At 71.1% G+C, this 21,291-nt stretch carries 14 protein-coding genes; 6 read left to right on the top strand and 8 right to left on the bottom strand.

Features of this window, described 5'->3' with window-relative positions; all coding sequences use genetic code 11:
- The first annotated feature begins 455 nt into the window (after positions 1–455).
- Entirely contained in the window at positions 456–1,163 is a 708-nt protein-coding gene (gene lexA, locus ACBJ59_RS39545; RefSeq protein ID WP_364113121.1) for a transcriptional repressor LexA, read from the top strand.
- Between the two features lie 248 nt (positions 1,164–1,411).
- On the opposite strand, the gene ACBJ59_RS39540 is transcribed toward lexA, so the two are convergent.
- Complete coding sequence (locus ACBJ59_RS39540; RefSeq protein ID WP_375115259.1) at positions 1,412–2,866, bottom strand: family 43 glycosylhydrolase; 1,455 nt, start codon at positions 2,864–2,866, stop codon at positions 1,412–1,414.
- A 390-nt stretch (positions 2,867–3,256) separates the two neighbouring features.
- Entirely contained in the window at positions 3,257–4,126 is an 870-nt protein-coding gene (locus ACBJ59_RS39535) for an aminoglycoside adenylyltransferase domain-containing protein (RefSeq protein ID WP_375115258.1), read from the bottom strand.
- Between the two features lie 98 nt (positions 4,127–4,224).
- Between ACBJ59_RS39535 and ACBJ59_RS39530 the strand changes: the two genes are divergently transcribed.
- On the top strand, positions 4,225–5,277 hold the full coding sequence (locus ACBJ59_RS39530; RefSeq protein WP_375115257.1) for a MalY/PatB family protein: 1,053 nt from the start codon (positions 4,225–4,227) through the stop codon (positions 5,275–5,277).
- 305 nt (positions 5,278–5,582) lie between these two features.
- On the opposite strand, the gene ACBJ59_RS39525 is transcribed toward ACBJ59_RS39530, so the two are convergent.
- Positions 5,583–8,729, bottom strand: a complete 3,147-nt coding sequence (locus tag ACBJ59_RS39525) for a PDZ domain-containing protein (protein WP_375115256.1) — start codon at positions 8,727–8,729, stop codon at positions 5,583–5,585.
- A gap of 147 nt (positions 8,730–8,876) precedes the next feature.
- Here ACBJ59_RS39525 and ACBJ59_RS39520 point away from each other — a divergent pair, with 147 nt between their 5' ends.
- Entirely contained in the window at positions 8,877–9,305 is a 429-nt protein-coding gene (locus ACBJ59_RS39520; RefSeq protein WP_375115255.1) for a hypothetical protein, read from the top strand.
- Between the two features lie 49 nt (positions 9,306–9,354).
- The gene (locus tag ACBJ59_RS39515) at positions 9,355–10,323 is read left to right on the top strand and encodes a TIGR03557 family F420-dependent LLM class oxidoreductase (RefSeq protein ID WP_375115254.1); all 969 of its coding nucleotides are present in this window, start codon (positions 9,355–9,357) and stop codon (positions 10,321–10,323) included.
- On the opposite strand, the gene leuS is transcribed toward ACBJ59_RS39515, so the two are convergent.
- Positions 10,324–12,804, bottom strand: coding sequence for a leucine--tRNA ligase (gene leuS, locus ACBJ59_RS39510; protein ID WP_375115253.1), 2,481 nt, complete (start codon positions 12,802–12,804; stop codon positions 10,324–10,326).
- 435 nt (positions 12,805–13,239) lie between these two features.
- Here leuS and ACBJ59_RS39505 point away from each other — a divergent pair, with 435 nt between their 5' ends.
- Positions 13,240–15,033, top strand: a complete 1,794-nt coding sequence (locus tag ACBJ59_RS39505) for a hypothetical protein (RefSeq protein WP_375115252.1) — start codon at positions 13,240–13,242, stop codon at positions 15,031–15,033.
- Positions 15,034–15,042: 9 nt separating this feature from the next.
- On the opposite strand, the gene ACBJ59_RS39500 is transcribed toward ACBJ59_RS39505, so the two are convergent.
- Positions 15,043–16,284, bottom strand: a complete 1,242-nt coding sequence (locus ACBJ59_RS39500) for a cytochrome P450 (protein WP_375115251.1) — start codon at positions 16,282–16,284, stop codon at positions 15,043–15,045.
- A gap of 230 nt (positions 16,285–16,514) precedes the next feature.
- Between ACBJ59_RS39500 and ACBJ59_RS39495 the strand changes: the two genes are divergently transcribed.
- On the top strand, positions 16,515–17,531 hold the full coding sequence (locus ACBJ59_RS39495) for a methyltransferase domain-containing protein (RefSeq protein WP_375115250.1): 1,017 nt from the start codon (positions 16,515–16,517) through the stop codon (positions 17,529–17,531).
- Here the strand turns inward: ACBJ59_RS39495 and ACBJ59_RS39490 are convergent.
- Genes ACBJ59_RS39490 through ACBJ59_RS39480 form a run of 3 tightly spaced genes read right to left on the bottom strand, consistent with a single transcriptional unit; the run spans position 17,526 to position 21,258 of the window.
- Positions 17,526–18,365, bottom strand: coding sequence for an alpha/beta fold hydrolase (locus tag ACBJ59_RS39490; protein ID WP_375115249.1), 840 nt, complete (start codon positions 18,363–18,365; stop codon positions 17,526–17,528). The two genes, ACBJ59_RS39495 and ACBJ59_RS39490, sit on opposite strands and share 6 nt — an antisense overlap.
- Positions 18,366–18,425: 60 nt before the next feature.
- Positions 18,426–19,679, bottom strand: coding sequence for a cytochrome P450 (locus tag ACBJ59_RS39485; protein WP_375115248.1), 1,254 nt, complete (start codon positions 19,677–19,679; stop codon positions 18,426–18,428).
- A gap of 31 nt (positions 19,680–19,710) precedes the next feature.
- Positions 19,711–21,258: a GMC family oxidoreductase gene (locus ACBJ59_RS39480; protein ID WP_375115247.1), complete on the bottom strand. Its 1,548-nt coding sequence runs from the start codon at positions 21,256–21,258 to the stop codon at positions 19,711–19,713.
- Positions 21,259–21,291 lie beyond the last annotated feature (33 nt).

Genomic DNA, 21,291 nt, shown 5'->3' with positions numbered 1-21,291 from the left:
GTCCGTGTCGCCGCCCTCGCGGGGCGGGGGGACGAGGCGCAAATGGGATCTTCCCCCACTACTCGAACGGGGCCCCAACCTCTTGCCGGAATTCCCCCGGACACCGGTCGCCGCACGCGTATTGTCTCCCCGTCGATCCCCACTCCGCGTGGCATCGGCGATCAGTGTGAGCTGGTTGACGTCTTCGCTGGTCGTGTCCGTATTTGTGGGCGTTCGCATGGTTGACCTCCTGCCGTGTGGCCTGAGGAAAGGCCAAATAAAGATCAGCAAATCGAACACGGTGTCGATCGAACTCCCGTACGATGTTGTACACCACACTGGCGACAATTTCGAGGAAGACTCGAACAATTGTTTGAAGATGATCTTCAACAGCGATAGCGTCGCTGTGTGCGACATCAAGACCACGGACCGGGAGGTTCGCCGGTGAGGCGGGCCGCCAGGCGAGGAGGAAGAGCATGACCGAGCGGGATGACGCAAACGGGGTCAGCGACCTCGCGGTGCGCCGGCGAGACTCCCTGGGCCTGACGCCCAGGCAGCGCAAGATCCTCGAAGTGATCCGCGACTCGGTACAACAGCGCGGATATCCGCCCTCCATGCGCGAGATCGGTGAGGCGGTGCAGCTGACCAGCACGTCCAGCGTGTCGCACCAGCTCACGGCCCTGCAGCGCAAGGGCTACCTGCGGCGCGACCCGCACCGGCCGCGTGCGCTCGAGGTTCGCCTTCCGGGCGAGCCCGTGCTGTGGGTCGATCCCGACGCCACCGACGACGAGCCGACGATCAACCGGCCCACGGCCGCCTACGTCCCGCTCGTGGGCCGTATCGCAGCCGGTGGCCCGATCCTGGCCGAGGAGAGCGTCGAGGACGTCTTCGCCCTGCCGAAGCAGCTCGTCGGCGAGGGCACGCTGTTCCTCCTCCAGGTCGCCGGTGACTCCATGATCGAGGCCGCCATCGCCGACGGCGACTGGGTGGTCGTGCGCCAGCAGCCCGTGGCCGAGAGCGGCGACATCGTGGCCGCCATGATCGAGGGCGAGGCGACGGTCAAGACGTTCAAGCGCAAGGACGGCCATGTCTGGCTCGTCCCCCACAACCCCAACTACGAGCCCATCCCGGGCGACGAGGCCAGCGTCCTGGGCAAGGTCGTAGCGGTCCTGCGCCGGTTGTAGGCAGCCAGCCGACCGGGCAGCCAGCCGACCGACCAGCCAGGTGGCTGACTAGGTAGTGGCCGACCGGTTGCAGGAAGCCGGAGGTAGTAGGGGCTCGGGGTCGGGCGCGCGTCCAACCGCCGTACCGCGTACTGGCGCGCGCCGGAGCATGCACCCACGGGGTACGTACGACCCCGGGGGTGCTGACTGCTGTCCCTAGGAGCATTCCCCGAGGGTTCCGGCGCCCGAAGGCCCCAGGCCGTAGCAGGTCACTCCAGTACGAAGCTCGCGCTCCCCCGGAACCCGCTGGACCCGTCGTCCCGCTCCACCCACACCTGCCCCGCCCGATGCCGCACGAAATACCCGGGGAAGTTCGCCGACTCCAGCGACACCGTCCCCGCCCCCGCCAGCCCGCTCCTCCGTACGAAGCTCGCGTCCGCGTCGAACAGCCCCGACCCGTCGCGCTGCTGCACCCAAGCCTCGAAGTTCCGATGCCGCAGGAAATACCCCGGGAAGTTCGTCGACTCCAGGGACACCGTCCCCGCCCCGGACAACCCGGCCACGAGCCGGAACTGCGAGTCCGCCAGCGGCGTAACGTTGGCCTCCAGCCGGGCCCGGTAGTCCCAGTGCCGCACGGCCACCCCCGGCGTGTCGTACGACATCAGCCGCACCGGCGTGACCCCGTCAGGCACCGGGATGCCGAAGTCGGGAGTGCCGTCGGCCCGCCAGTACACCTTCTGCACGCGTGTCCGCCGGTTCGGGTCGTTCAGGGGGTCGCCGGAGATGTCCCGGTAGTTACGGTCGTGGTAGACCAGGATGTCGCTCTGCCCGTCCTCCGAGGTGGTGAAGGAGTTGTGCCCGGGGCCGTACTGGCTGGTGGCGGCGTTGCTGGCGAAGACCGGGTTCGGGCTCTTGGTCCACGATGACGCCTGGAGCGGGTCGGCCGAGGCGGACGCGGTCAGCAGGCCGAGGCAGTAGTTCGCGTCGGTGGCGCTGGCCGAGTACGTCAGGAAGAGCCGCCCGTTGCGCTGCAGCACCGAGGGCCCTTCGGCGACCTTGTACCCGCGTGTCTCCCAGGCCAGCGTCGGCACCGTCAGCCGGGTCGTCGCGCCGGTGATCGTCCACGGGCTGGCGCCCATCCGGGCGACGTACAGGTTGGAGTTGGTCGAGATGCCCGGCTCCTGCTGCGCCCAGAGCAGGTAGCGCACGCCGTTCGCGACGAACGTGGTGGCGTCCAGGGAGAAGGTGTCCCAGGGGGTGGTGATCCGGCCGCGCTCGGTCCAGGTGCCGGTGAGCGGGTTGGCGGCGGTGCTCTCCAGCACGTACATGCGGATGCGCCACACGTCGTCGGCCCGTCCCGCCGCGAAGTAGACGTACCACTTGCCGTTGATGAAGTGGATCTCCGGCGCCCAGATGTGCGCGCCCATCTCGCCGGTCGAGTGCTTGCGCCAGATGACGCTCTCGGGCGCGGTGGCCAGGCCCTGGATGGTGGTGGCGCGGCGCAGCACGATGCGGTCGTACTCGGGGGCGGTCGCGGTGAAGTAGTAGTAGCCGTCGGTGTGGCGGAAGATGTGCGGGTCGGCGCGCTGCGCGGCCAGCGGGTTGGTGTACTGCACCGCCGGCGAGGCGTGCGCCGCGCCCGGCGACAGGAGGTTGGCGGTCACGGCGAGCAGCGTAGCCAGGACGGTGAGGACCGCCGTCCGGCGGAGGGGGCGTGCGAGCATGAGCGTCCTTCCAGTACGCGGGCAAGACCTTCCGGCCGGTACGCGGGCATGACCTTCCGGCACGCGGCCCGGCGCTCAGACCGGCGGCGCGACGACCGGGTACGAGGCGGCGGAGGCGAACACCGGCCCCGGCTCCCGCAGGTCCGCCGCCGCCCCCCGAACGTGCATCACCCAGGGCGGCGCCACAGGACCTCAGAGAGCAAGAACGAGCACGCAACCAGCGGCCCTCCGCAGTGTTAGCGCTAACATCTCACCGCCCAGAGGTGGGCCGGTGAGAGCGTTCGCGCGCATTCGTATCCCGGCCCGGGACGGCCCGTCAATCCCCGCCCGGCGGAGTTGCAGCCGATGTGCAGTGGCGGGCCGGCAAGCCCGGTACAGGCCGAGGCAGGGTCAGCGGGCCTCGTACAACTCGTGCGCCGCCGTGATCGCCTGGCCGGCGAAGTCCAGCACGTCACGCCTGCGCTCGAACGGCGAGCCGTAGAGCGAGCGACGCGGCGTGCCGAAGTGGTCGCCCAGCCCCGAGACCGCGCTCGCCAGCGTCGGCAGGGCGGCGTCCTCCTCGCGCAGCCGCAGTGCCTCGTTCACCACCCGGTGCCAGCGATCGGGGAACACCTCCAGCGCGTACCGCCCCGCCCCCGTCTTGGAGGTGATGTCGCCGGTCGCCAGCGTGTAGTGCAGCCGGGCGACCCCGGTGACCACCCACACGACGCCGTAGCCGCCCAGGCAGGTCAGCCACCACAGGGAGGACGGGTGCGAGGCGCGGGTGACCAGGCGGCGCCAGTAGCCGTCGAGGTTGCCGTCCGTCCAGGTGGCCAGGGCGCCGGGATCGTTCCAGATCTTCAGCTCTTCCGGCTTGGGCCCCCGGCAGGTCAGCCCGTGGCAGGCCAGCGTGTGCCAGGTGACCGGGTTGACCTGGCCCCGCCGGTTGAGCCGGCCCGCGTGCGCCTGGGGGCGTTCGCCCAGCTCGGCGGGGTCGTGGCCGAGATCGTCCCAGGTGAGATAGACGCCGTCGAACGGGTGGACCCCGAGTCGGGTGTGGATCCGCTCCAGCACCCCGGCCGGTGGCGGCTCGGCCGTCACGGCCACGAAGTCGACGTCGCTCGTGCCGGGCCGGTAGTCGCCCAGAGCCGCGGAGCCTTCCAGGTAGAGCCCCTCCACCAGGCCGGGAGCCTCCGCGTCGGCCAGAGTCAGGTACGTGTCGACGATCGCATCGATCTTCGGGTGGGGCGTCATGGCCGCCCAGCCTGCCACAATCCGCACTGCCGCCTCATCACATTCAAGAATCCTAGAATGGCGGAGTGAATGACGCATATCCCCCTTTAGACCTTAAGTCCACACATGATGGTCTGAAATGGGCGATGGTCGAGCCGGGAGTGATCCCCGCCTGGGTGGCCGACATGGACCTGCCCACGGCGCCCGAGGTGACCGACGCCCTGCGACGACGGGCCGGCGGTGACCTCGGCTACCCGGCCTGGCTGCTGGACCCGAACAGCGGCCCGCTGGCCGAGGCGTTCGCCGAACGCATGTCCGGCAAGTACGGCTGGCAGCCCGACCCCGGGCTGGTGCGCTCGTTCAACGACCTCAACCAGGCCCTTCAGGTGCTCCTCCAGGTCTGGACCAGGCCGGGTGACGGGGTCGCCGTACACGTACCGGCCTATCACCCGTTCCTGACCACGCTGAGCACCATGGACCGTCCCCTCCACCCCATCCAGCTGGAGCCGGACGGCGACACCTGGCGCTTCGAGGTGCCCGACCTGTCGGCCTGCCGCGCACTCCTCCTGGTGAACCCGCACAACCCGACCGGCCGCGTGTTCACCCGCGCGGAGCTGACCGAGCTGGCCGAGCACGCCGAACGCCACGACCTGCTGGTCATCGCCGACGAGATCCACTCCGACCTGGTCTACGAGCCGCACCGGCACATCCCGTTCGCCACGATCCTGCCGGAGCGCACGGTCACGCTCACGTCCGCGACGAAGGCGTTCAACCTGGGCGGCATCCGCTGCTCGGTCGCCCACCTCGGCCACCCGGGCGTCCGCAAGGCCCTCGAAGATCAACCCCCGTTCGTGTACGGCTCCGCGAACGTGTTCGGCGTCGAGGCCACGGTGGCGGCGTGGCGGCACGGCGACGCCTGGCTCGCCGAGACCCTGACGCTGCTCGACCGCCACCGGCGCACGATCGCCGCCCGCCTGCCCGGCGCGTTCCGGTACCGGGTCCCGGAGGCCACCTACCTGGCCTGGCTGGGGGTGGGCCGGGCGGGGATGGCGGAGGTGCTCGAACGCGAGGCCCGGGTCCGGCTGAGCGACGGTGCGGCCTTCGGGCCCGGCGGTGAGCACTACGTCCGGCTCAACTTCGCCACCACGGAGGCCATCCTCACCGAGATCCTCGACCGCCTCATCGGCGCCTCCGGCTGAGGGAGCGCGTCGGGTTCTCCCCCACCCACCGCACCTCGGCAGAGGTCCTTGAAGGGGGGAGAAGAGTGAAAGGACCGACGGAAAGCCCGCAGCGGCCGCTGGGATGGGCGCGCCCTCGGCAACAGGCACACAGCGACCGTCGGCGGCGGGCGTGGCGGGGAGGAGCAGCGGGGAGCCCGCAGCAGCCGGCCGGAGACCCACTGCGGCCGACTGGAGGCCGCAGGCGGGCGGCCGGTGCCCGAGGCTCGCGCGGGTCGCCGTCGGCGTGCGAGCGGCGACCGCGCGAGCCCCGGGACGGCCCAGGGTCAGGGCAGTGGGGGCAGGGCCGGTGGGGTGGCTGCCGGGTTCTGCTCGATGGCGGCGAGGGCGAGCTCGATCGCCTTGTCGAGCTGCGGATCCCGCCCCGCCACCCGGTCCTGCGGCGTGATCACCACCTCGATGTCCGGATCGACCCCGTAGTTCTCCACCCCCCACCCCGGCCCGTCGAGCCAGAACGAGTAGCGCGGCTGCGTGACCCGGGTGCCGTCCACGAGCGAGTAGCGCGAGTCGATCCCGATCACCCCGCCCCACGTCCGCGTCCCCACCAGCGGCCCGATCCCGCGGTTCTTGATGCCCGCGCTCACGATGTCGCCGTCGGAGCCCGCGAACTCGTCCGTGACCGTCACCACCGGCCCCCGGGGCGAGTCGTCGGGGTAGCGTCTCGGCTGGTACCAGCGGGCGTGCGCCCAGCCGGTGACCTTGCGGGACAGCTTCTCCAGCACCAGCTCCGACAGGTGCCCGCCGCTGTTCTCGCGCACGTCCACGACCAGCCCCTCGAAGGCCATCTCGGTGCGCAGGTCGCGGTGGAACTGCGCCCACCCGGAGGCCACCATGTCGGGCACGTGCAGGTAGCCGAGCCGCCCGCCGGACGCCTGCCGGACGTGGGCCCGCCGGCTCTCCACCCACTCGTGGTAGCGGAGCTGGCCCTCGTCGGCGATCGGGCTGACCACGACCCGGCGCACGTCGCCGCCGGAGGCGTGCCGCACGGTGAGCTCGACGGGCTGGTTGGCGGTGCCGGCCAGCAGGGGCAGCGGGCCGCGTACCGGATCGACCGGGCGCCCGCCCACCGCGAGGATCGCGTCGCCGGCACGGATGGCGACGCCGGGCGCGAGCAGCGGCGAGCGGGCGGCGTGGTCGGAGGACTCGCCGGGCAGGATGCGCACGACCCGCCACACCCCGTCGCCGTCCCTGGCCAGGTCGGCGCCGAGCAGGCCCTGGCGGCGCCGGGGGTCGGCGCCGGAGCCGTTGGCCACGGCGTAGGCGTGGGAGGTGCCCAGCTCGCCCTGCGTCTCCCAGAGCAGGTCGATCAACTCGGAGTGGGAGCCGATGCGGTCGACCAGCGGCTCGTAGCGGTCGAGGACGCCCTGCCAGTCGACGCCGTTCATGTCCTCGCGCCAGAAGTGGTCGCGCATGAGCCGCCCGGCCTCGCGGAAGCCCTGCCGCCACTCGGCGATCGGGTCGATCTGGACGTTGATCCGGTCGAGGTCGATGGTGACGACCTCGTCGCCCTCGCTCGCGGCGCGGGTCTGCAGGCCGTTCTTGCCGTTGGTGACGAGCCTGGAGCCGTCGCCGCTGACCTCGAACGCGCGCACCTCCCTGCCCAGCTCGGCCTTGGCGCGCTTCTTGAGGTCATAGCGTTCGAGCACGGTCTCCGCGCTCTGCTCGGTGCCGTCGCCGAGCTGCCCGGTGAGCGGGTAGCGCAGCCAGAGCAGCGCGTCCTTGGCGGTGCGCAGGTTGCCGTAGCCGGCCGCGGGCACGGGCACGGGCACGACGCGGGAGGCCAGCCCGTCAGGATCGACCTCGGTGCGCGGCGGCGTGTCGTCCTTCTTGTCGTCCTTCGAAAGTTTGTCGTCCTCGCCGTTGAACCCGCGCCCCTGCAGCGAGGGGTCGAACGGCGAGGGCGTGGTGGCCTGCAGGGGCACGATGTACGGCTTGCAGCCCTGGGGGAAGGACAGGTCGAAGACGTGCGCGTCGTAGACCGGGTCGAACGTCCGGACCGACAGGAACGCCAGGTGCTTGCCGTCCTTGGTGAACACGGGGTCGTAGTCGGCGAACCGGGCGGGGGTGACCTCGATCACCGAGGTCCCGTCCACCCGCCCCATCCTGATCTGGGTCAGCCGCCGGTGGTGCGGGTGCTCCCAGGCCAGCCACCCGGAGTCGGGCGAGAACGCCAGCCCGCTCACGTCGCCCTCGTCGGTCCGGTCGAGCTCCCTGACGTTCTCGGTGGCGAGGTCGACGACCAGCAGCCGCCCGTCGTGCGTGGCCACGGCCACGTGCTTGCCGTCGGGCGCAGCGACCAGCTCCAGCACCCGCCCGAGCTGTCCGGCGGCCATGGTCCTGACCTCGCCGCCCGGGGTGCCGATCTCCAGCCCGTCCTCCCCGCTCGCGTCGGACACCCACACGGCCTTGCCGTCGGCGTCGAGCACCCGAGGCAGGCGGACGCGCACGCCCGGCTGCGCCCGCAGCGCGCCCGCGGGCCCGTCGCGGTGGGTGACCCAGTGCGCCGTCCCGCGGATCTCCACCGCGCTGGCCCGCCCGGTGGTGTCCGGCGAGAACGAGCCGACCCGCGTGGGCACCAGCCGCCTGGCCCGCCCCGGTCGCGGCCCGCCCAGCCGGATCTCCAGCGGGTGGGGCTCATCGTCCAGGCTCTCCAGCAGCCACAGGTCCCCGGCGTGGCCGTAGATCACCCGCTCGCCGTCGCTGACGGCGTGCCGGGCGTAGAACTCCTCGTGGGAGCTGTGCTTGCGCAGGTCGGACCCGTCGGGCAGGGCGGAGTAGAGGTTGCCGACGCCGTCGGCGTCGGACAGGAACACGATCCGGTCCCCGACCCAGCTCACCGACCAGTATTGCGCCGTGCTGTCGGCGAACAGCCTGGTGAACTCCCCGTCGCCCTCGGCGTCCACCCAGAGCTTGCCCGCCGTGCCGCCCCGGTATCGCTTCCACTGCGAGGGCTCGCGCCAGATCGACGAGACGGTGGCCACCTTCCCGCCGCTGACGGCCGCCTCGCTCACCCACCCGTACGGCAGCCGCGTGGCCGGACCTCCGTCGAGCGGCACCGCGTACGCCCAGCGTCTGCTGCGGGAGCCCTCTCCCGTCGCGCTGACCGCGAGCACGTCGCCGTCCGCGGTCCACCCGCGGACCGAGGTCGTGGCGTCGCCCCAGTGGGTCAGCCGCTCGCCCTCGGCTCCGTCGACCTCAGCCGCGAACACCTCGGGAGCACCCTCTTTGGTGCTGGTCCAGGCGATGCGTGCGCCGTCGGGCGAGAACCTCGGATATGCCACCGGTACGCGGTCGGCGGTGAATCGCCACGCGCGTCCCCCAGCCCGCGGAGCGAGCCAGACATCGTCGTCGGCGACGAAGGTGACCAGGTCATCGTGCAGGTGCGGGTATCTCAGATATGCGCCAGTTGCCACAGCTGCACACTAGTGCGAGATGTCAAGAGGAGCCCATGGATTCCTCCCCGGGCGGACGTACGACGGCCCGGGAATGACCAAGTCCGGGATGCGGATGTACGTGCAGGGAAGGGGGGATATGCCCGATTTCCCACCCTGTGAGGAATCATGAAGATCTTCGCCCGTACGCATCAGCTCCCGCCCCGCCTGGCCGCCGGGGCCTTCATCCTGAGCTCCGGGCTGGACCTGGCGCACGCCGACGAGGAGACCGCCGCCTCCCTGCACGGCATGGCCGCGGGCCCCTACCCGTTCCTGCGCCGCATGGACCCGGCCGTCTTCGTCCGGCTGCTGTCGAAGAGCCAGATCGCCGTCGGCACGGCAATGCTGGTGCCGTTCGTGCCGTCGTTGCTGGCGGGGGCGGCGCTGACCGGGTTCGCGGCGGGGCTGCTCGGCATGTATCTCGGCACGCCCGCGATGCGCCAGGAGGGCAGCCTGCGGCCGAGCCCCGGGGGCACCGCCGTCGCCAAGGACGTCTGGCTGCTGGGCATCGGCCTGGGCCTGATGGTCGAGGAGCTGCGCGCCCGCGGCCGCCATTGATCTCCGTTCTTTGACCGCTAACGTTGACAAAGTCGGGTAGCCCGGACGCATGGTACAAATCGGCTACACCTTGATGTCCGAACAGACCCCGGCCCGCGAGCTGGTCGACTACGCCGCCGCGGCCGAGCGGATCGGCTTCGACTACGCCGTCATCTCCGATCACTATTTCCCGTGGCTCGAGGAGATGGGGCACTCGCCCTACTGCTGGTCGGTGCTCGGCGCGGCCGCCCAGGTCACCGAGCAGTTGCCACTCATGACGTACGTGACCTGTCCGATCATGCGCTACCACCCGGCCGTGGTGGCGCAGAAGGCGGCCACGGTGGGCGTGCTGAGCCAGGGCAGGTTCACGCTGGGCCTCGGCGCCGGTGAGAACCTCAACGAGCACGTCATCGGCGAGGGCTGGCCGCCCGTGGACACCCGGCACCAGATGTTCGCCGAGGCCGTGCAGATCATCAGGGAGCTCTTCAGCGGGGAGTACATCACCTACCAGGGCGAGTTCTACGACGTGGACTCGGCCAAGTTGTACGACCTGCCGGACACCCCCGTCCCCATCGGCATCGCCGCCTCGGGCGGTCAGTCGGCCGAGATCGCCGCGGAGCTCGGCGACGTTCTGGTGGTCAACGAGCCGATGCCCGAGGTGGTCCAGCAGTTCAACGCCGCCGGCGGGCAGGGCAAGCCGGTCTACGGGCAGCTCGCCATCGCGTACGACACCGACGCCGAGGCCGCCAAGCAGCGCGCGCACGAGCTGTGGCGCTGGGCGAGCGTCGGCGGCTGGAAGGTCATGGCCGAGCTGCCGGGACCGGTGAACTTCACCGCGGCCGCCGGCACGGTGCGCCCGGACGACGTCGCCCAGAACGTGCCCTGCGGCAACGACGTGGACGCCGTCGTGCAGAGCGTCCGGAAGTTCACCGAGGCCGGATACACGCACGTGGCCCTCGTCCAGATCGGGCACGACCAGCAGCAGCCCTTCTTCGAGTGGGCGGAGAAGGAGCTGCTGCCGGCGTTGCGCGAACTGTGACTACGGGACGATGTTGACCAGCTTGGGCGCCCGCACGATCACCTTGCGCGGCATGCCCTGCAGGTAGGGGGCGACCTTGTCCGAGGACAGCGCCAGCTCCCGCAGCTCGTCCTCGGCGATGCCCGGCGGCACCTCCAGCCGGTCGCGCACCTTGCCCGCCACCTGCACCACGCAGGTGACCGACTCCTGCACCAGCAGCGCGGGGTCGGCCACCGGCCACCCGCCGAACGCGACGGACCCGGTGCGGCCCAGCCGCTCCCAGCCCTCCTCGGCGGTGTAGGGGGCCACCAGCGACAGCATGACCGCCAGCGACTCGGCGGCCTCGCGCACCGCCGGGTCGGCGGGCCCGCAGCCGGAGTCGATGGCCTTGCGCGCGGCCGAGGTCAGCTCCATCATGCGCGCCACCGCCACGTTGAAGCGGTAGGACTCGACCAGCTTGGTGACCTCGTCGATCGTGTGGTGGGTCACCTTGCGCAGCTCGACGTCACCGTCCGCGAACGGGACGCCCGGCTCGCTGGCGACCTCCGACATCACGCGCAGCGCGCGGGCCAGGAACTTCTGCGACGCGGCCGGCGACAGGTCGGCCCAGTCGATGTCGTCCTCGGGCGGCCCGGCAAACACCATGGTCAGGCGTACGGCGTCCACGCCGAAGTCGTCGATCTGCTGGCCCAGGTCCACGCCGTTGCCCAGGGACTTCGACATGGCCTTGCCGCCGTTGATCACCTGGCCCTGGTTCAGCATGCGGACGAACGGCTCGGTGAAGTCCACCATGCCCATGTCGTGCAGGACCTTGGTGAAGAAGCGCGAATACAGCAGGTGCAGCACCGCGTGCTCGATGCCGCCGACGTACTGGTCGATCGGGCCCCACTTACGCACCTGCTCGGGGTCGAACGGGCCGTCGGTGTAGCCCGGCGAGCAGTAACGCAGGAAATACCACGACGAGTCGACGAACGTGTCCATCGTGTCGGTGTCGCGCTTGGCCGGCCCGGAGCACTTGGGGCACTCGACGTTGACCCACTCCGTGGCGCTGGCCAGCGGGGAGACGCCCTTGGGCGCCAGCGCCTCGCCGCGCAGGTCGGGCAGCGTGACGGGCAGCTGCTCGTCGGGGACGGGCACCTCGCCGCAGTCGGGGCAGTGGATGATCGGGATCGGCGTGCCCCAGTAGCGCTGCCGGGACAGCAGCCAGTCGCGCAGCCGGAAGTTGACCGCGCCGGCGCCCTTGCCCTCGACCTCCAGCATCTCGATGATCTTGGTGATCGCCTCGGTCTTGGCCAGGCCGTCCAGCGGGCCGGAGTTGACCAGCGTGCCCTCGCCGGGCGTGGCCTCGCCGGTCTCGCCCGGGTCGGCCAGGCCGGTGTGCACGACGACCTTCACCGGCAGGTCGAACTTGCGGGCGAAGTCCAGGTCGCGCTGGTCGTGGGCGGGCACGGCCATGATGGCGCCGTGACCGTAGTCGGACAGCACGTAGTCGGCCGCCCAGACCGGGATGCGCTCGCCGTTGACCGGGTTGATCGCGTGGCGGCCCAGGAAGACGCCGGTCTTCTCCTTGTCGGTGGACAGCCGCTCGATGTCGCTCAGCTTGGCGACCTCGGCGCGGTAGGCCTCGAACGCCGGGCGCTGATCGTCGGTGACGATCTCGTCGGCCAGCGCGGCGTCGGCGGCGACCACGAAGAACGTGGCGCCGTACAGCGTGTCGGGGCGCGTGGTGTAGACGTGGACCGGCGCGTCGCGGCCCTCGATCTCGAACAGCACGTCGGCGCCCTCGGAGCGGCCGATCCAGTTGCGCTGCATGGTCAGCAGCCGCTCGGGCCAGCCCTCCAGCTGCTCCATGTCGTCCAGCAGGCGGTTCGCGTAGTCAGTGATCTTGAAGTACCACTGCGTCAGCTCGCGGCGGATGACGTCGGCGCCGCAGCGCTCGCACTTCCCGGCCACGACCTGCTCGTTGGCCAGCACCGTCTGGTCGTTGGGGCACCAGTTGACCAGGCCGCCCTTGCGGTAGGCCAGGCCGCGCTCGAAGAAGCGGTTGAACAGCCACTGGTTCCAGCGGTAGTAGTCGGGGTCGCTGGTGTGCAGGCGGCGCGACCAGTCGAAGGCGATGCCGTAGCGCCGGAACGAGGTGGCCTGCGTCTCGATGTTGGCGTAGGTCCACTCGGCGGGGTGGGCGTTGCGCTTGATCGCCGCGTTCTCCGCGGGCAGGCCGAAGGAGTCCCAGCCGATCGGGTGCAGGACGTTGTAGCCCTTCTGCATCCAGAAGCGCGCGACGACGTCGCCGATGGCGAACACCTCGCCGTGGCCCATGTGCAGGTCGCCGGACGGGTAGGGGAACATGTCGAGCATGTAGCGCCGCTCGCGGGTGTCCGCGGCGTCCTCGCTCGCCCGGTAGGTGTCCTGCTCCTCCCATCGCTGCTGCCACTTGGCCTGCAGCGCCTGCGGGTCGTACTCACTCACGGCTACTGTCCTTCTGGCTTGATTCGGACCCATAAGAAAACCCCTCGCGCACACAACGAGGGGTGAAGCCGCGACGGCGAGTGCTCAGGGCCGTCGCGGCCCGCTAAGAAGCAGGGTCGCGGAACGCACGTGTCAAGCCTAGCGCACGTCTTCGGCTGAATGCAGAAACTCGATCGAGGTCCGCGGGCACAATGGTCTCTTCAGGTCCGGTGAGACCTGATGGTGATGTATCCGTTGTGACCTCATTCGTCCCACAAGAATAGCCTTGTCGCCGTGGTATACCCAGCTGAGCCTGATCGACCGGAGGGCGGCCTGCCGTTGCAGGACCCGCCCACCGATCCACATGGCTTCGCTCGTTTCGCTGCGGAACCACCTGGGTCTCCTGGAAAATCCCATGAGATCATGCGTGACACGTCAAATCCGGATATAACGGGACATCCGGACACAACCTCGGGAGGGCCGGCAGCAATGGCAACGGAGAATTCCGGACCTCACCTGCCATCGTCCTGGCCGGAGGCACCACGACGCGACGCGGCGCCCTCCTGGCCGGACTCCCCCCCGGCCGAGGTCCCCACGTCCTGGCCGGAGTCCCCCAGGCCGGCCCAGCCGGAGCCGTCCTGGCCGGAGCCGCCGCGCAAGGACACCTCCTGGCCGGAGCCCCCGGGCGCCTCCCGCACCGGCCCGGCCGGCCCTCCGTCGTGGCCCGACGCGCCCGCGCAGGGACCGTCCTGGCCCGACGCGCCCCGCCAGAACGGGGGCCGGCCCGAGGGCTCGCCGCACGACGTGCCCATCGCGTGGCCGGACGCGCCGCCGCAGAGCACCGGGCCCGCCCCCTGGCAGGACGCTTCCGCGCACAGCACCGGGCCCGCCCCCTGGCAGGACGCTTCCGCGCCGGGCGGGGCGGGGCCGGCGCCCTGGCAGGACGCGTCCTCGCCGGGCCTCCCCGCGCCCCCGCCCGGCCAGCCGGTCGTCCCGGACCCGGTGCCCGCGTGGGCGCAGCCGCCCACCCCCTCCCCCGGCGCGTGGTCCAACCTCTCCAGCCCCGCCCCCTGGCCCCAGGCCGAGCGCGCGGCGGCGGCCGACTCGTCGGCCGAGCACACGATGATGTACGACAGCCTGAACGCCCCGGCCGGCAACCTGAGCCCCCCGCAGGCCGGCCCGCACACCGGCCCGCACACCGCGCCGCCGGCCGCCCCGCCGCACGACGGGCCGTCCGGTCCCCAGCCGCCGCCCCAGGGCCACCCGGCCGAGGAGCGCACGGTCACCTACGCCCAGCACTCCGAGAACCTGCTGAACGACCGCGCCGTCCCCTCCACCCCCATGGACTCCGCGCACGTCGGCGCGCCTCCCGGCGAGGACCAGTCCGGCCGCCCCGGCTCGAACCTGAGCCGCGACCCCTCCGACCCGGAGCACCGGTTCGTCACGGCCGGCCAGATCAGCGGCTCCCGCACCCCGCCACCCGAGCGCCAGCAGGAGCTCTGGAACACCGTCTTCGGCGACAACTACCAGTCCATGGGCGAGCAGGACTCCTTGGACGACGACGAGCCGGGCAAGCCCATCTGGATCTACGCCCTCGGCGGCTCCGTGGCGATCGCGCTGGTCGCCGCGCTGCTGTGGGCGTTCCTGTGGGGGCCGCTGGCCGGCGAGGAGCCGTCGAGCGCGAACGTGGCGGGCGGCAAGGCCACGGCGTCGCAGGAGCCGAAGACCACCAAGACGTCGACCTCGATCGGCCCGCTGCCGAAATACTCCGGCCGGGCCGCCCCCGTGATCGGCCGCGTTCCCGTCGCCGCCGCCGGGGTCTCGATCCCGCGCCTGGGCGGCACGTGGCAGCTCGACCAGCGCGCCACGGTCAAGGGCACGTACGGCTTCGACAGCCGCCAGTACGTCCAGGTGGCGCCGGAGAAGTACGCCGAGCTGCTGGTCGGCCCGCTGTCGCCGAGGCTGGCCTCGTACTACGAGCAGGACAACCTGGAGCCGGTGATCAAGCAGGTCGTGCTGAGCGCCCGCAAGCGCTTCTTCCCGCCGGACAACAAGGTCCGCAAGATCGCCCAGCAGCCGATCAAGGTGAACGGCCAGACGGGGCGGCTGATCGCGTACTCGCTGACCTCGGAGACCGAGAAGGCCACGATCGTGACGATGGCCGTCAACACCGGCGCGAACGTGCCGGCCATCGTCTACATGTCGATCCCGTCGGACAGCAAGCAGCTCCTGCCCGACATCCGCACGGTGATGAACCAGATGAGGCTGGCCGGCCAGTCCTGACGGCCGCCGCTAGAAGCTGCACTCCATGTGCTTGATCCCGTTGATGAAGCTGGAGTGCAGCCGGTCCGGCCGGCCGCCCTCGATGGCCGGCACGCGGCGCAGCAGCTCGCGGAACATCACCGTGATCTCGCGCCTGGCCAGGTGGGCGCCGAGGCAGAAGTGGGGGCCGGGGCCGCCGTAGCCGACGTGCGGGTTGGGGTGGCGGGTGATGTCGAAGCGCAGCGGGTCGGCGAACACGGCCTCGTCCCTGTTCGCCGCCCAGTAGAACAGCACCGCCTTCTGGCCCTTGCGGTAGAGGTGCCCGTTCATCTCGAAGTCCCTGGTGACCTTGCGGCGCATGAAGTTCACCGGGGAGGCCAGCCGGACGATCTCCTCCACGGCCCCGGGCGCGCGGCCGTCGATGTCCTCCAGCCAGAGCGCGCGCTGGTCGGGGTTCTTGGTGAGCAGGCGCAGGCCGTACGAGATGGCGTTGCGCGTGGTCTCGTTGCCGGCCACGACCAGCAGGATGAAGAACGAGCCCAGCTCCTGCATCGTCAGCCGCTCGCCGTCGATGTTGGCGTTGACCAGGGACGAGGTCAGATCGCCGGTGGGGTTGTCGGCGCGGTGGGCGGCCAGGTCCTGCACGAGCTGCTGCAGCTCCATGCCGGCGTTGAGCAGCCGCTCGGCGAGCTGTTCGAGGTCGCCGCCGGTGTATTCGGGGTCGAAGCCACCGAGGATGATGTTGGAGCGGTCGAAGACGAACTGGTAGTCGCGCTCGGGGATGCCCATCATGTCGCAGATGATCTTCAGCGGCAGCCGGGCGGCGACCTCGGTCACGAAGTCGCAGCCGGGGCCCTTGGCCACCAGGTCGTCGACGATGCCGACGGCCGCCGACTCCACGTCGGTCTCGAACTGCTTGATCATCTTGGGCGTGAAGGCGCGGGAGACGATCCGGCGCAGCCGGGCGTGCCGCGGGTCGTCCATGTTGATCATGGAGCCGAAGTACTCGGCGAACTCCGCCGGCATGTCGGGGATGTTGGTCGCGCCGCCGTCGCCCGAGCAGAAGATCTCCGGGTTGCGGCTGGCCTCGAGGATGTCGGCGTGCTTGACGAGCGCGTAGTAGCCCGGGCCCTGCGGCGCGTACGACATCTCCATCTCCTCGAAGAAGGCCGGGGTGTCACGCGCGCGCAACCGCTCGAACGCCTCCTCGCGCTCGCTCATGGGCTTGGCCCAGAAGTCGCGGTCCGACAGGTCGAAGTCCAGGACGCTCATGACCCAATCATTGGAAAAGCAGCCACTTACGTCAATGGGTGCGACGTACACCGTACGTACGAAGGCGGAAAAAACCTGTGGCTCCCGGTGCCCCGCGTCCCTAAGGTGTCCTCCATGACCTTCTTCTACCTCCGCTAGCGATCCGCCGGCGGGTCGCGGACGACCCACCGCCGGCGATGCGGGACGGCCGAGCGACCGCCGTCCCGGGTCGCGACGTGGGAGAAGGACAGTTGGCTACCTTTGCCGTGGCCAGGGCCGTGCGTGGCATCGAGCCCCTGGTGGCCATGGAGATCAGACGTTCCCGCATCGGCGTGGTGCGCGGTGTGCGCCATCGCGAGGTGTGGTTCGAGGCCCCGCCGGGGGCCGACCTGCTGAGCCTGCGCACGGCGGACGACGTGTTGCTGGCCGCCGCCGTGGTCGACGGGATCGGCCACGACCGCTCGGCGCTGGGCCGGCTGGCCAGGGCGGCGCGCGAGCTGGACACCGGACCGCTGGCGCGGGCGGGCAACGGGCTGGAGGTGTCGGCGTCGTTCGTGGGACGGCGCAACTACACCAGGTTCGAGATCGAGGACGCGGTGGGGACGGAGCTGGCGCGGCCGCTGCGGCTGCCGTACCACTCACGGCGGGACGGCGGGCGGCCGCCGCTGGACGCGATGTCGTGGCGGGTCACGATCGAGGGCGACCAGGCGGTCATCGCGGTCCGGCCGGGACGGCGTCCGCTGCACCGCAGGACGTACAAGACGGCCTCGGTACGGGGCACGCTGCACCCGCCGGTGGCCGCCGCCATGGCGCAGCTCGCCCGGCCGGCCGGGGCCGGGACGGTGCTCGACCCGTGCTGCGGGGCGGGCACCACGCTCATCGAGGCCCGCGCGGTGGCCGGGCCCGGCGTGCGGATGCTGGGCTTCGACCACGACCCGGCCGCCGTCGCCGCCGCCACGGCCAACTCGGGGGAGCACCGGGCGTCGTTCGCCTGGGCGGTGGCCGACGGGGGGCGGATCCCGGTGGCCTCCGGGGGCGCGGACCGCGTGCTGGTGAACCCGCCCTGGGGCCGCCAGGTGCCGCCGGCCGGGCGGCTCGCGGGCGGCCTCGCCCCGCTGTGGCGGGAGGTTCGGCGGGTGCTGGCCCCCGGCGGGCTGGCCGTGGCGCTGGTCCACGACGAGATCCCGCGCGGGTTCGCGGTGGAGGAGACGATCCGGGTGAGCCTGTCGGGGCAGCACCCGGTGATCGCGGTCCTCAGCGTCTCATGAGGCCGGGCCGAGCCAGTCCAGGATGAGCCGGTTGACCTCGGCGGGCCGTTCCAGGTGGAGGAAGTGCCCGGCGCCCGCCACCTGCTCGGCCCGCGAGCCCTCCGGCAGGTGGTCGAGCGCGTTCTTCACCAGCTCGGCGCCCAGGCACCCGTCCTGGGCGCCGTGCAGGTACAGGACGGGACCCGCGACCCCCTGCTCGACCGCCGGGTAGCGGCCCGAGGGCGGCGTGGTGCCGAGCATGGCCCGGTAGTAGCCGATGGCCGCGCTCAGGTTCGCCGGGTCGCCGAGGCTGCGCCGGACGAACTCCAGGTCCTCACTGGCGTCGTAGCCGGGCGACCAGTCGCGCCAGAGGTTGTCGATGAAGCCGGGGGTGGCGGCGGCCGCCTCCGCCAGGCCGGTCTGGAAGAGGAAGATGTAGAACGAGCGCTTGAGCTGCTCGTAGTCGAAGAACACGCCCGCCAGCGAGCCCGGCGGCGGCACCGCGAGCGTGACGGCGCGCCGGAAGCGACCGGCCGTGGCGTAGACCGGGAAGCTGCCCCAGTCGTGGCCGATGACGACGGCGTCGTCACCGCCGTCGAGCTCCTCGTGCAGGGCGCGCAGGTCGGCGACCAGCGCCGCGTCCTCGTAGGCGCCGTCGGCCGGGACCTCCGTGGGCGCGTAGCCGCGCAGGAACGGCGCGACCGCGCGGTAGCCGCGCTCGGCCAGCGCGGGCATCAGGTGCCGCCAGGTGTGCGCGGTGTCAGGGAAGCCGTGCAGGCACAGCGCCAGCGGCCCCTCACCCAAGGACAGATACGCGAACTCCACCCCATTGGCGTGGATAGTCCTGATCTCCATGACTGCGAAACCTAGCATTCGACTCGCTCGGAGGGTGGCACAACACGTGGCACCCGCTGGTCAGAACGTGTAGCGGAGGTGCTTGACGCCGTTGATGAAGTTGGACAGCAGGAAGTCGGGCTCCCCCACGGCCCTGATGTCCGGCAGGCGGGTGAACAGCTCGCGGAACATCACGGTCATCTCCCTGCGCGCGAGATGGGCGCCCAGGCAGTAGTGCGGGCCGGGGCCGCCGAACCCGACGTGCGGATTGGGGTCGCGGGTGATGTCGAACGTGTCCGGGTCCGCGAACACCGACTCGTCGCGGTTGGCCGAGTTGTAGAAGAGCAGCACCTTGTCACCCTTCTTGTACGCGGTGCCGTTCATCTCGTGGTCGCGGGTCAGCGTGCGGCGGAACTGGATGACCGGCGTGGCGTAGCGGACGATCTCGTCGCAGGCGCCGACGATGCGGCCGTCGAAGTCCGCCAGCAACAGCTCGCGCTGGCCGGGGTGGTCGGTGAAGAGCTTGAGCCCGTACGCGATCGCGTTGCGGGTGGTCTCGCTGCCCGCCACCACCAGCAGGATGAAGAACGAGCCCAGCTCCTGCGAGCTGAGCCGCTCCTCGCCGTTGACCAGGAGGCTGACCAGGTCGCCCGTGGGCCGCCGGCGCCGCTCGTCGCCCAGGCGGGCGGCCAGGCGGTTGAGCGAGAAGCCGGCGTGCAGCAGCCTGACCAGGCCGCGGGCGACGTTGACGCGGCCGAACTCGGGGGCGATGCCGGTGTATTCGGAGTCGGCGTTGCCGAGGATGACGTTGGTCCGCCGCAACACCAGGTCATGAAATTTCGCGGGGATGCCCATCATGTCGCAGATGACTCGTACGGGGAGCCTGGCCGCCACCTGCGTGACGAAGTCGCCCGGACCCTCCTCGATCGCCCGGTCCACGATCTCCCTGGCCGCCCGCGCCAGGTCCTCCTCCATCTTCGACAGGATGCGCGGCGTGAACGCCCGCGAGACGATCCGCCTCAGCCTCGCGTGCCTCGGGTCGTCCATGTTGATCATCGAGCCGAAGTAGACGCTCAGCCAGCGTGGCATGTCGGGGATGCTGTTGGAGCACGGCTCGCTGCTGAACACGGCCGCGTTCCTGCTGGCCTCGGTCACGTCGGCGTGGCGGACCAGGGCGTGGTAGCCCGGCCCGCCTCCGATGAACGGCACCGTCTGCTCCGGCACGAAGACCGGGCGGTCGAGCTCGCGCAGCCTGCGGAAGGCCTCCATGCGCTCGGCCTGCGGCAGCCCCCAGAACGGGATCTGCGACAGGTCGAGGTCCGCGGGCATCGTCATACCGACGAGATTACGCAAGTGACCACTTACGTCAAGGCTTGCTCCCCCTGATGAGGTCGGCCCCCTTCTCGCCGATCATGATGGCGGGCGCGTGGGTGTGGCCGCGGTTCAGGGTCGGCATGATGGACGCGTCCACGACCCTGAGCCCCTGGACGCCGCGCACGCGCAGGGCCGGGTCCACGACGGAGTCCTCGTCGGCGCCCATGCGGCAGGTCCCGACAGGGTGATACAGGGTCTCGCCGCGCTCGCGTACCCACTGGGCGAGCTCCTCGTCGGTCTCCGGCGCCCAGTAGGGCGCCATCGGCCCGCCCGCGTACGGCCTCATCGCGGCGGTGGCGAACACCTGCTTGGCCATCCGCAGCCCCGCGACCAGGCGCCTGACGTCGGCCTCGGCGGTGAGGTAGCCGGGGTCGATCACCACGTCCCTGCCGCTCAGCCCGACCCGGCCGCGGCTCTCCGGCTGCAGCAGCACGACCCCGACGGTGAGCCCGTGGCCGGTCGGCGGGGTGAGGCCGTGGTCGATGAACGGCCCCGGCGCGAAGATCAGCTCGATGTCCGGCGCCGGTTCCCCGTCCGAGGTCTTGATGAACGCGACCGCCTCCCCCACGTTCGTGGTGAGCATGCCGGAGCGCAGGACGATGTAGCGCAGCAGGTTGCTCATCGACTCGGCCTTGGTGAGCGTCACCGGCTGCTTGCACTCGATGAACACGCCGCTGGACAGGTGGTCCTGCAGGTTCCTGCCGACCTCGGGCAGCTCGTGCACGATCGGGACCCCGGCGTCGCGCAGCTCGTCGGGCGCGCCCACGCCGGAGCGCAGGAGCAGGTAGGGGGAGCCGATCGCGCCCGCGGCCAGGATCACCTCCAGCCGGGCCTTGATCTGGGCGCCGCCGCTGTGCTCGATGCCCGTCGCCCGCTTGCCGTCGAACGTCACCCGGTCCACCGTGGCGCCCGTGATCACGTGGAGGTTGGGCCGCGAGGTCGCGGGGCGCAGGTAGGCGTCGGCGGAGCTCCAGCGCCTGCCCCGGTTCTGGGTGACGGGGGTGGGGCAGTAGCCCTCGTTGGAGCGGCCGTTCAGCTCGCCGAGGCGGCTGAGGCCGAGCTCCTCGCACGCCCGCAGGAACGCGGCGGTGGTCACGTTGGGGCTGCGCAGCTCCGAGATGTACAGGGGGCCGGTGGTGCCGTAGACGCCGCCCTGGTTCGTGCCGACGCGGCGCTCGGCCCTGGTGAAGTACGGCAGGACGTCGTCGTAGGCCCAGCCCTGGACGCCCCACTGGTCGTAGTCCTGCTGGCAGCCGCGCACCCACATCTGGGCGTTGAGCGAGGAGGAGCCGCCGAGCACGCGACCCCGCGGCCAGTAGAGCTCGCGGCCGGACATCTCGCCCTGTTTGGCCGTGGTGTAGTTCCAGTCGTAGTCGGTCTTGAACAGTTTGGCGAAGCCCGCGGGCATGCGGATCTCCAGCTTGTCGTCCGTCCCGCCGGCCTCGACCAGCGCCACCGACACACCCGGGTCCGTGGATAGTCGGTTGGCCAGCACGCATCCTGCGGAGCCCGCCCCGACGATCACGTAGTCGTACTCCATGACCCCCTCCAAGGGGTAAGTAACTTCCTACTT

Origin of the sequence: Nonomuraea sp. MTCD27 (genome assembly GCF_041950495.1) — a bacterium.
GTDB lineage: Bacteria > Actinomycetota > Actinomycetes > Streptosporangiales > Streptosporangiaceae > Nonomuraea.
This window is presented reverse-complemented; position numbering and strand designations above follow the sequence as displayed.

Coding starts and splice junctions, on each gene's coding strand:
- lexA (WP_364113121.1), top strand. CDS start 456: ATGACCGAGCGGGATGACGCAAACGGGGTCAGCGACCTCGCGGTGCGC.
- ACBJ59_RS39540 (WP_375115259.1), bottom strand. CDS start 2,866: ATGCTCGCACGCCCCCTCCGCCGGACGGCGGTCCTCACCGTCCTGGCT.
- ACBJ59_RS39530 (WP_375115257.1), top strand. CDS start 4,225: ATGGTCGAGCCGGGAGTGATCCCCGCCTGGGTGGCCGACATGGACCTG.
- ACBJ59_RS39520 (WP_375115255.1), top strand. CDS start 8,877: ATGAAGATCTTCGCCCGTACGCATCAGCTCCCGCCCCGCCTGGCCGCC.
- ACBJ59_RS39515 (WP_375115254.1), top strand. CDS start 9,355: ATGGTACAAATCGGCTACACCTTGATGTCCGAACAGACCCCGGCCCGC.
- leuS (WP_375115253.1), bottom strand. CDS start 12,804: ATGGGTCCGAATCAAGCCAGAAGGACAGTAGCCGTGAGTGAGTACGAC.
- ACBJ59_RS39505 (WP_375115252.1), top strand. CDS start 13,240: ATGGCAACGGAGAATTCCGGACCTCACCTGCCATCGTCCTGGCCGGAG.
- ACBJ59_RS39500 (WP_375115251.1), bottom strand. CDS start 16,284: ATGAGCGTCCTGGACTTCGACCTGTCGGACCGCGACTTCTGGGCCAAG.
- ACBJ59_RS39490 (WP_375115249.1), bottom strand. CDS start 18,365: ATGGAGATCAGGACTATCCACGCCAATGGGGTGGAGTTCGCGTATCTG.
- ACBJ59_RS39485 (WP_375115248.1), bottom strand. CDS start 19,679: ATGACGATGCCCGCGGACCTCGACCTGTCGCAGATCCCGTTCTGGGGG.
- ACBJ59_RS39480 (WP_375115247.1), bottom strand. CDS start 21,258: ATGGAGTACGACTACGTGATCGTCGGGGCGGGCTCCGCAGGATGCGTG.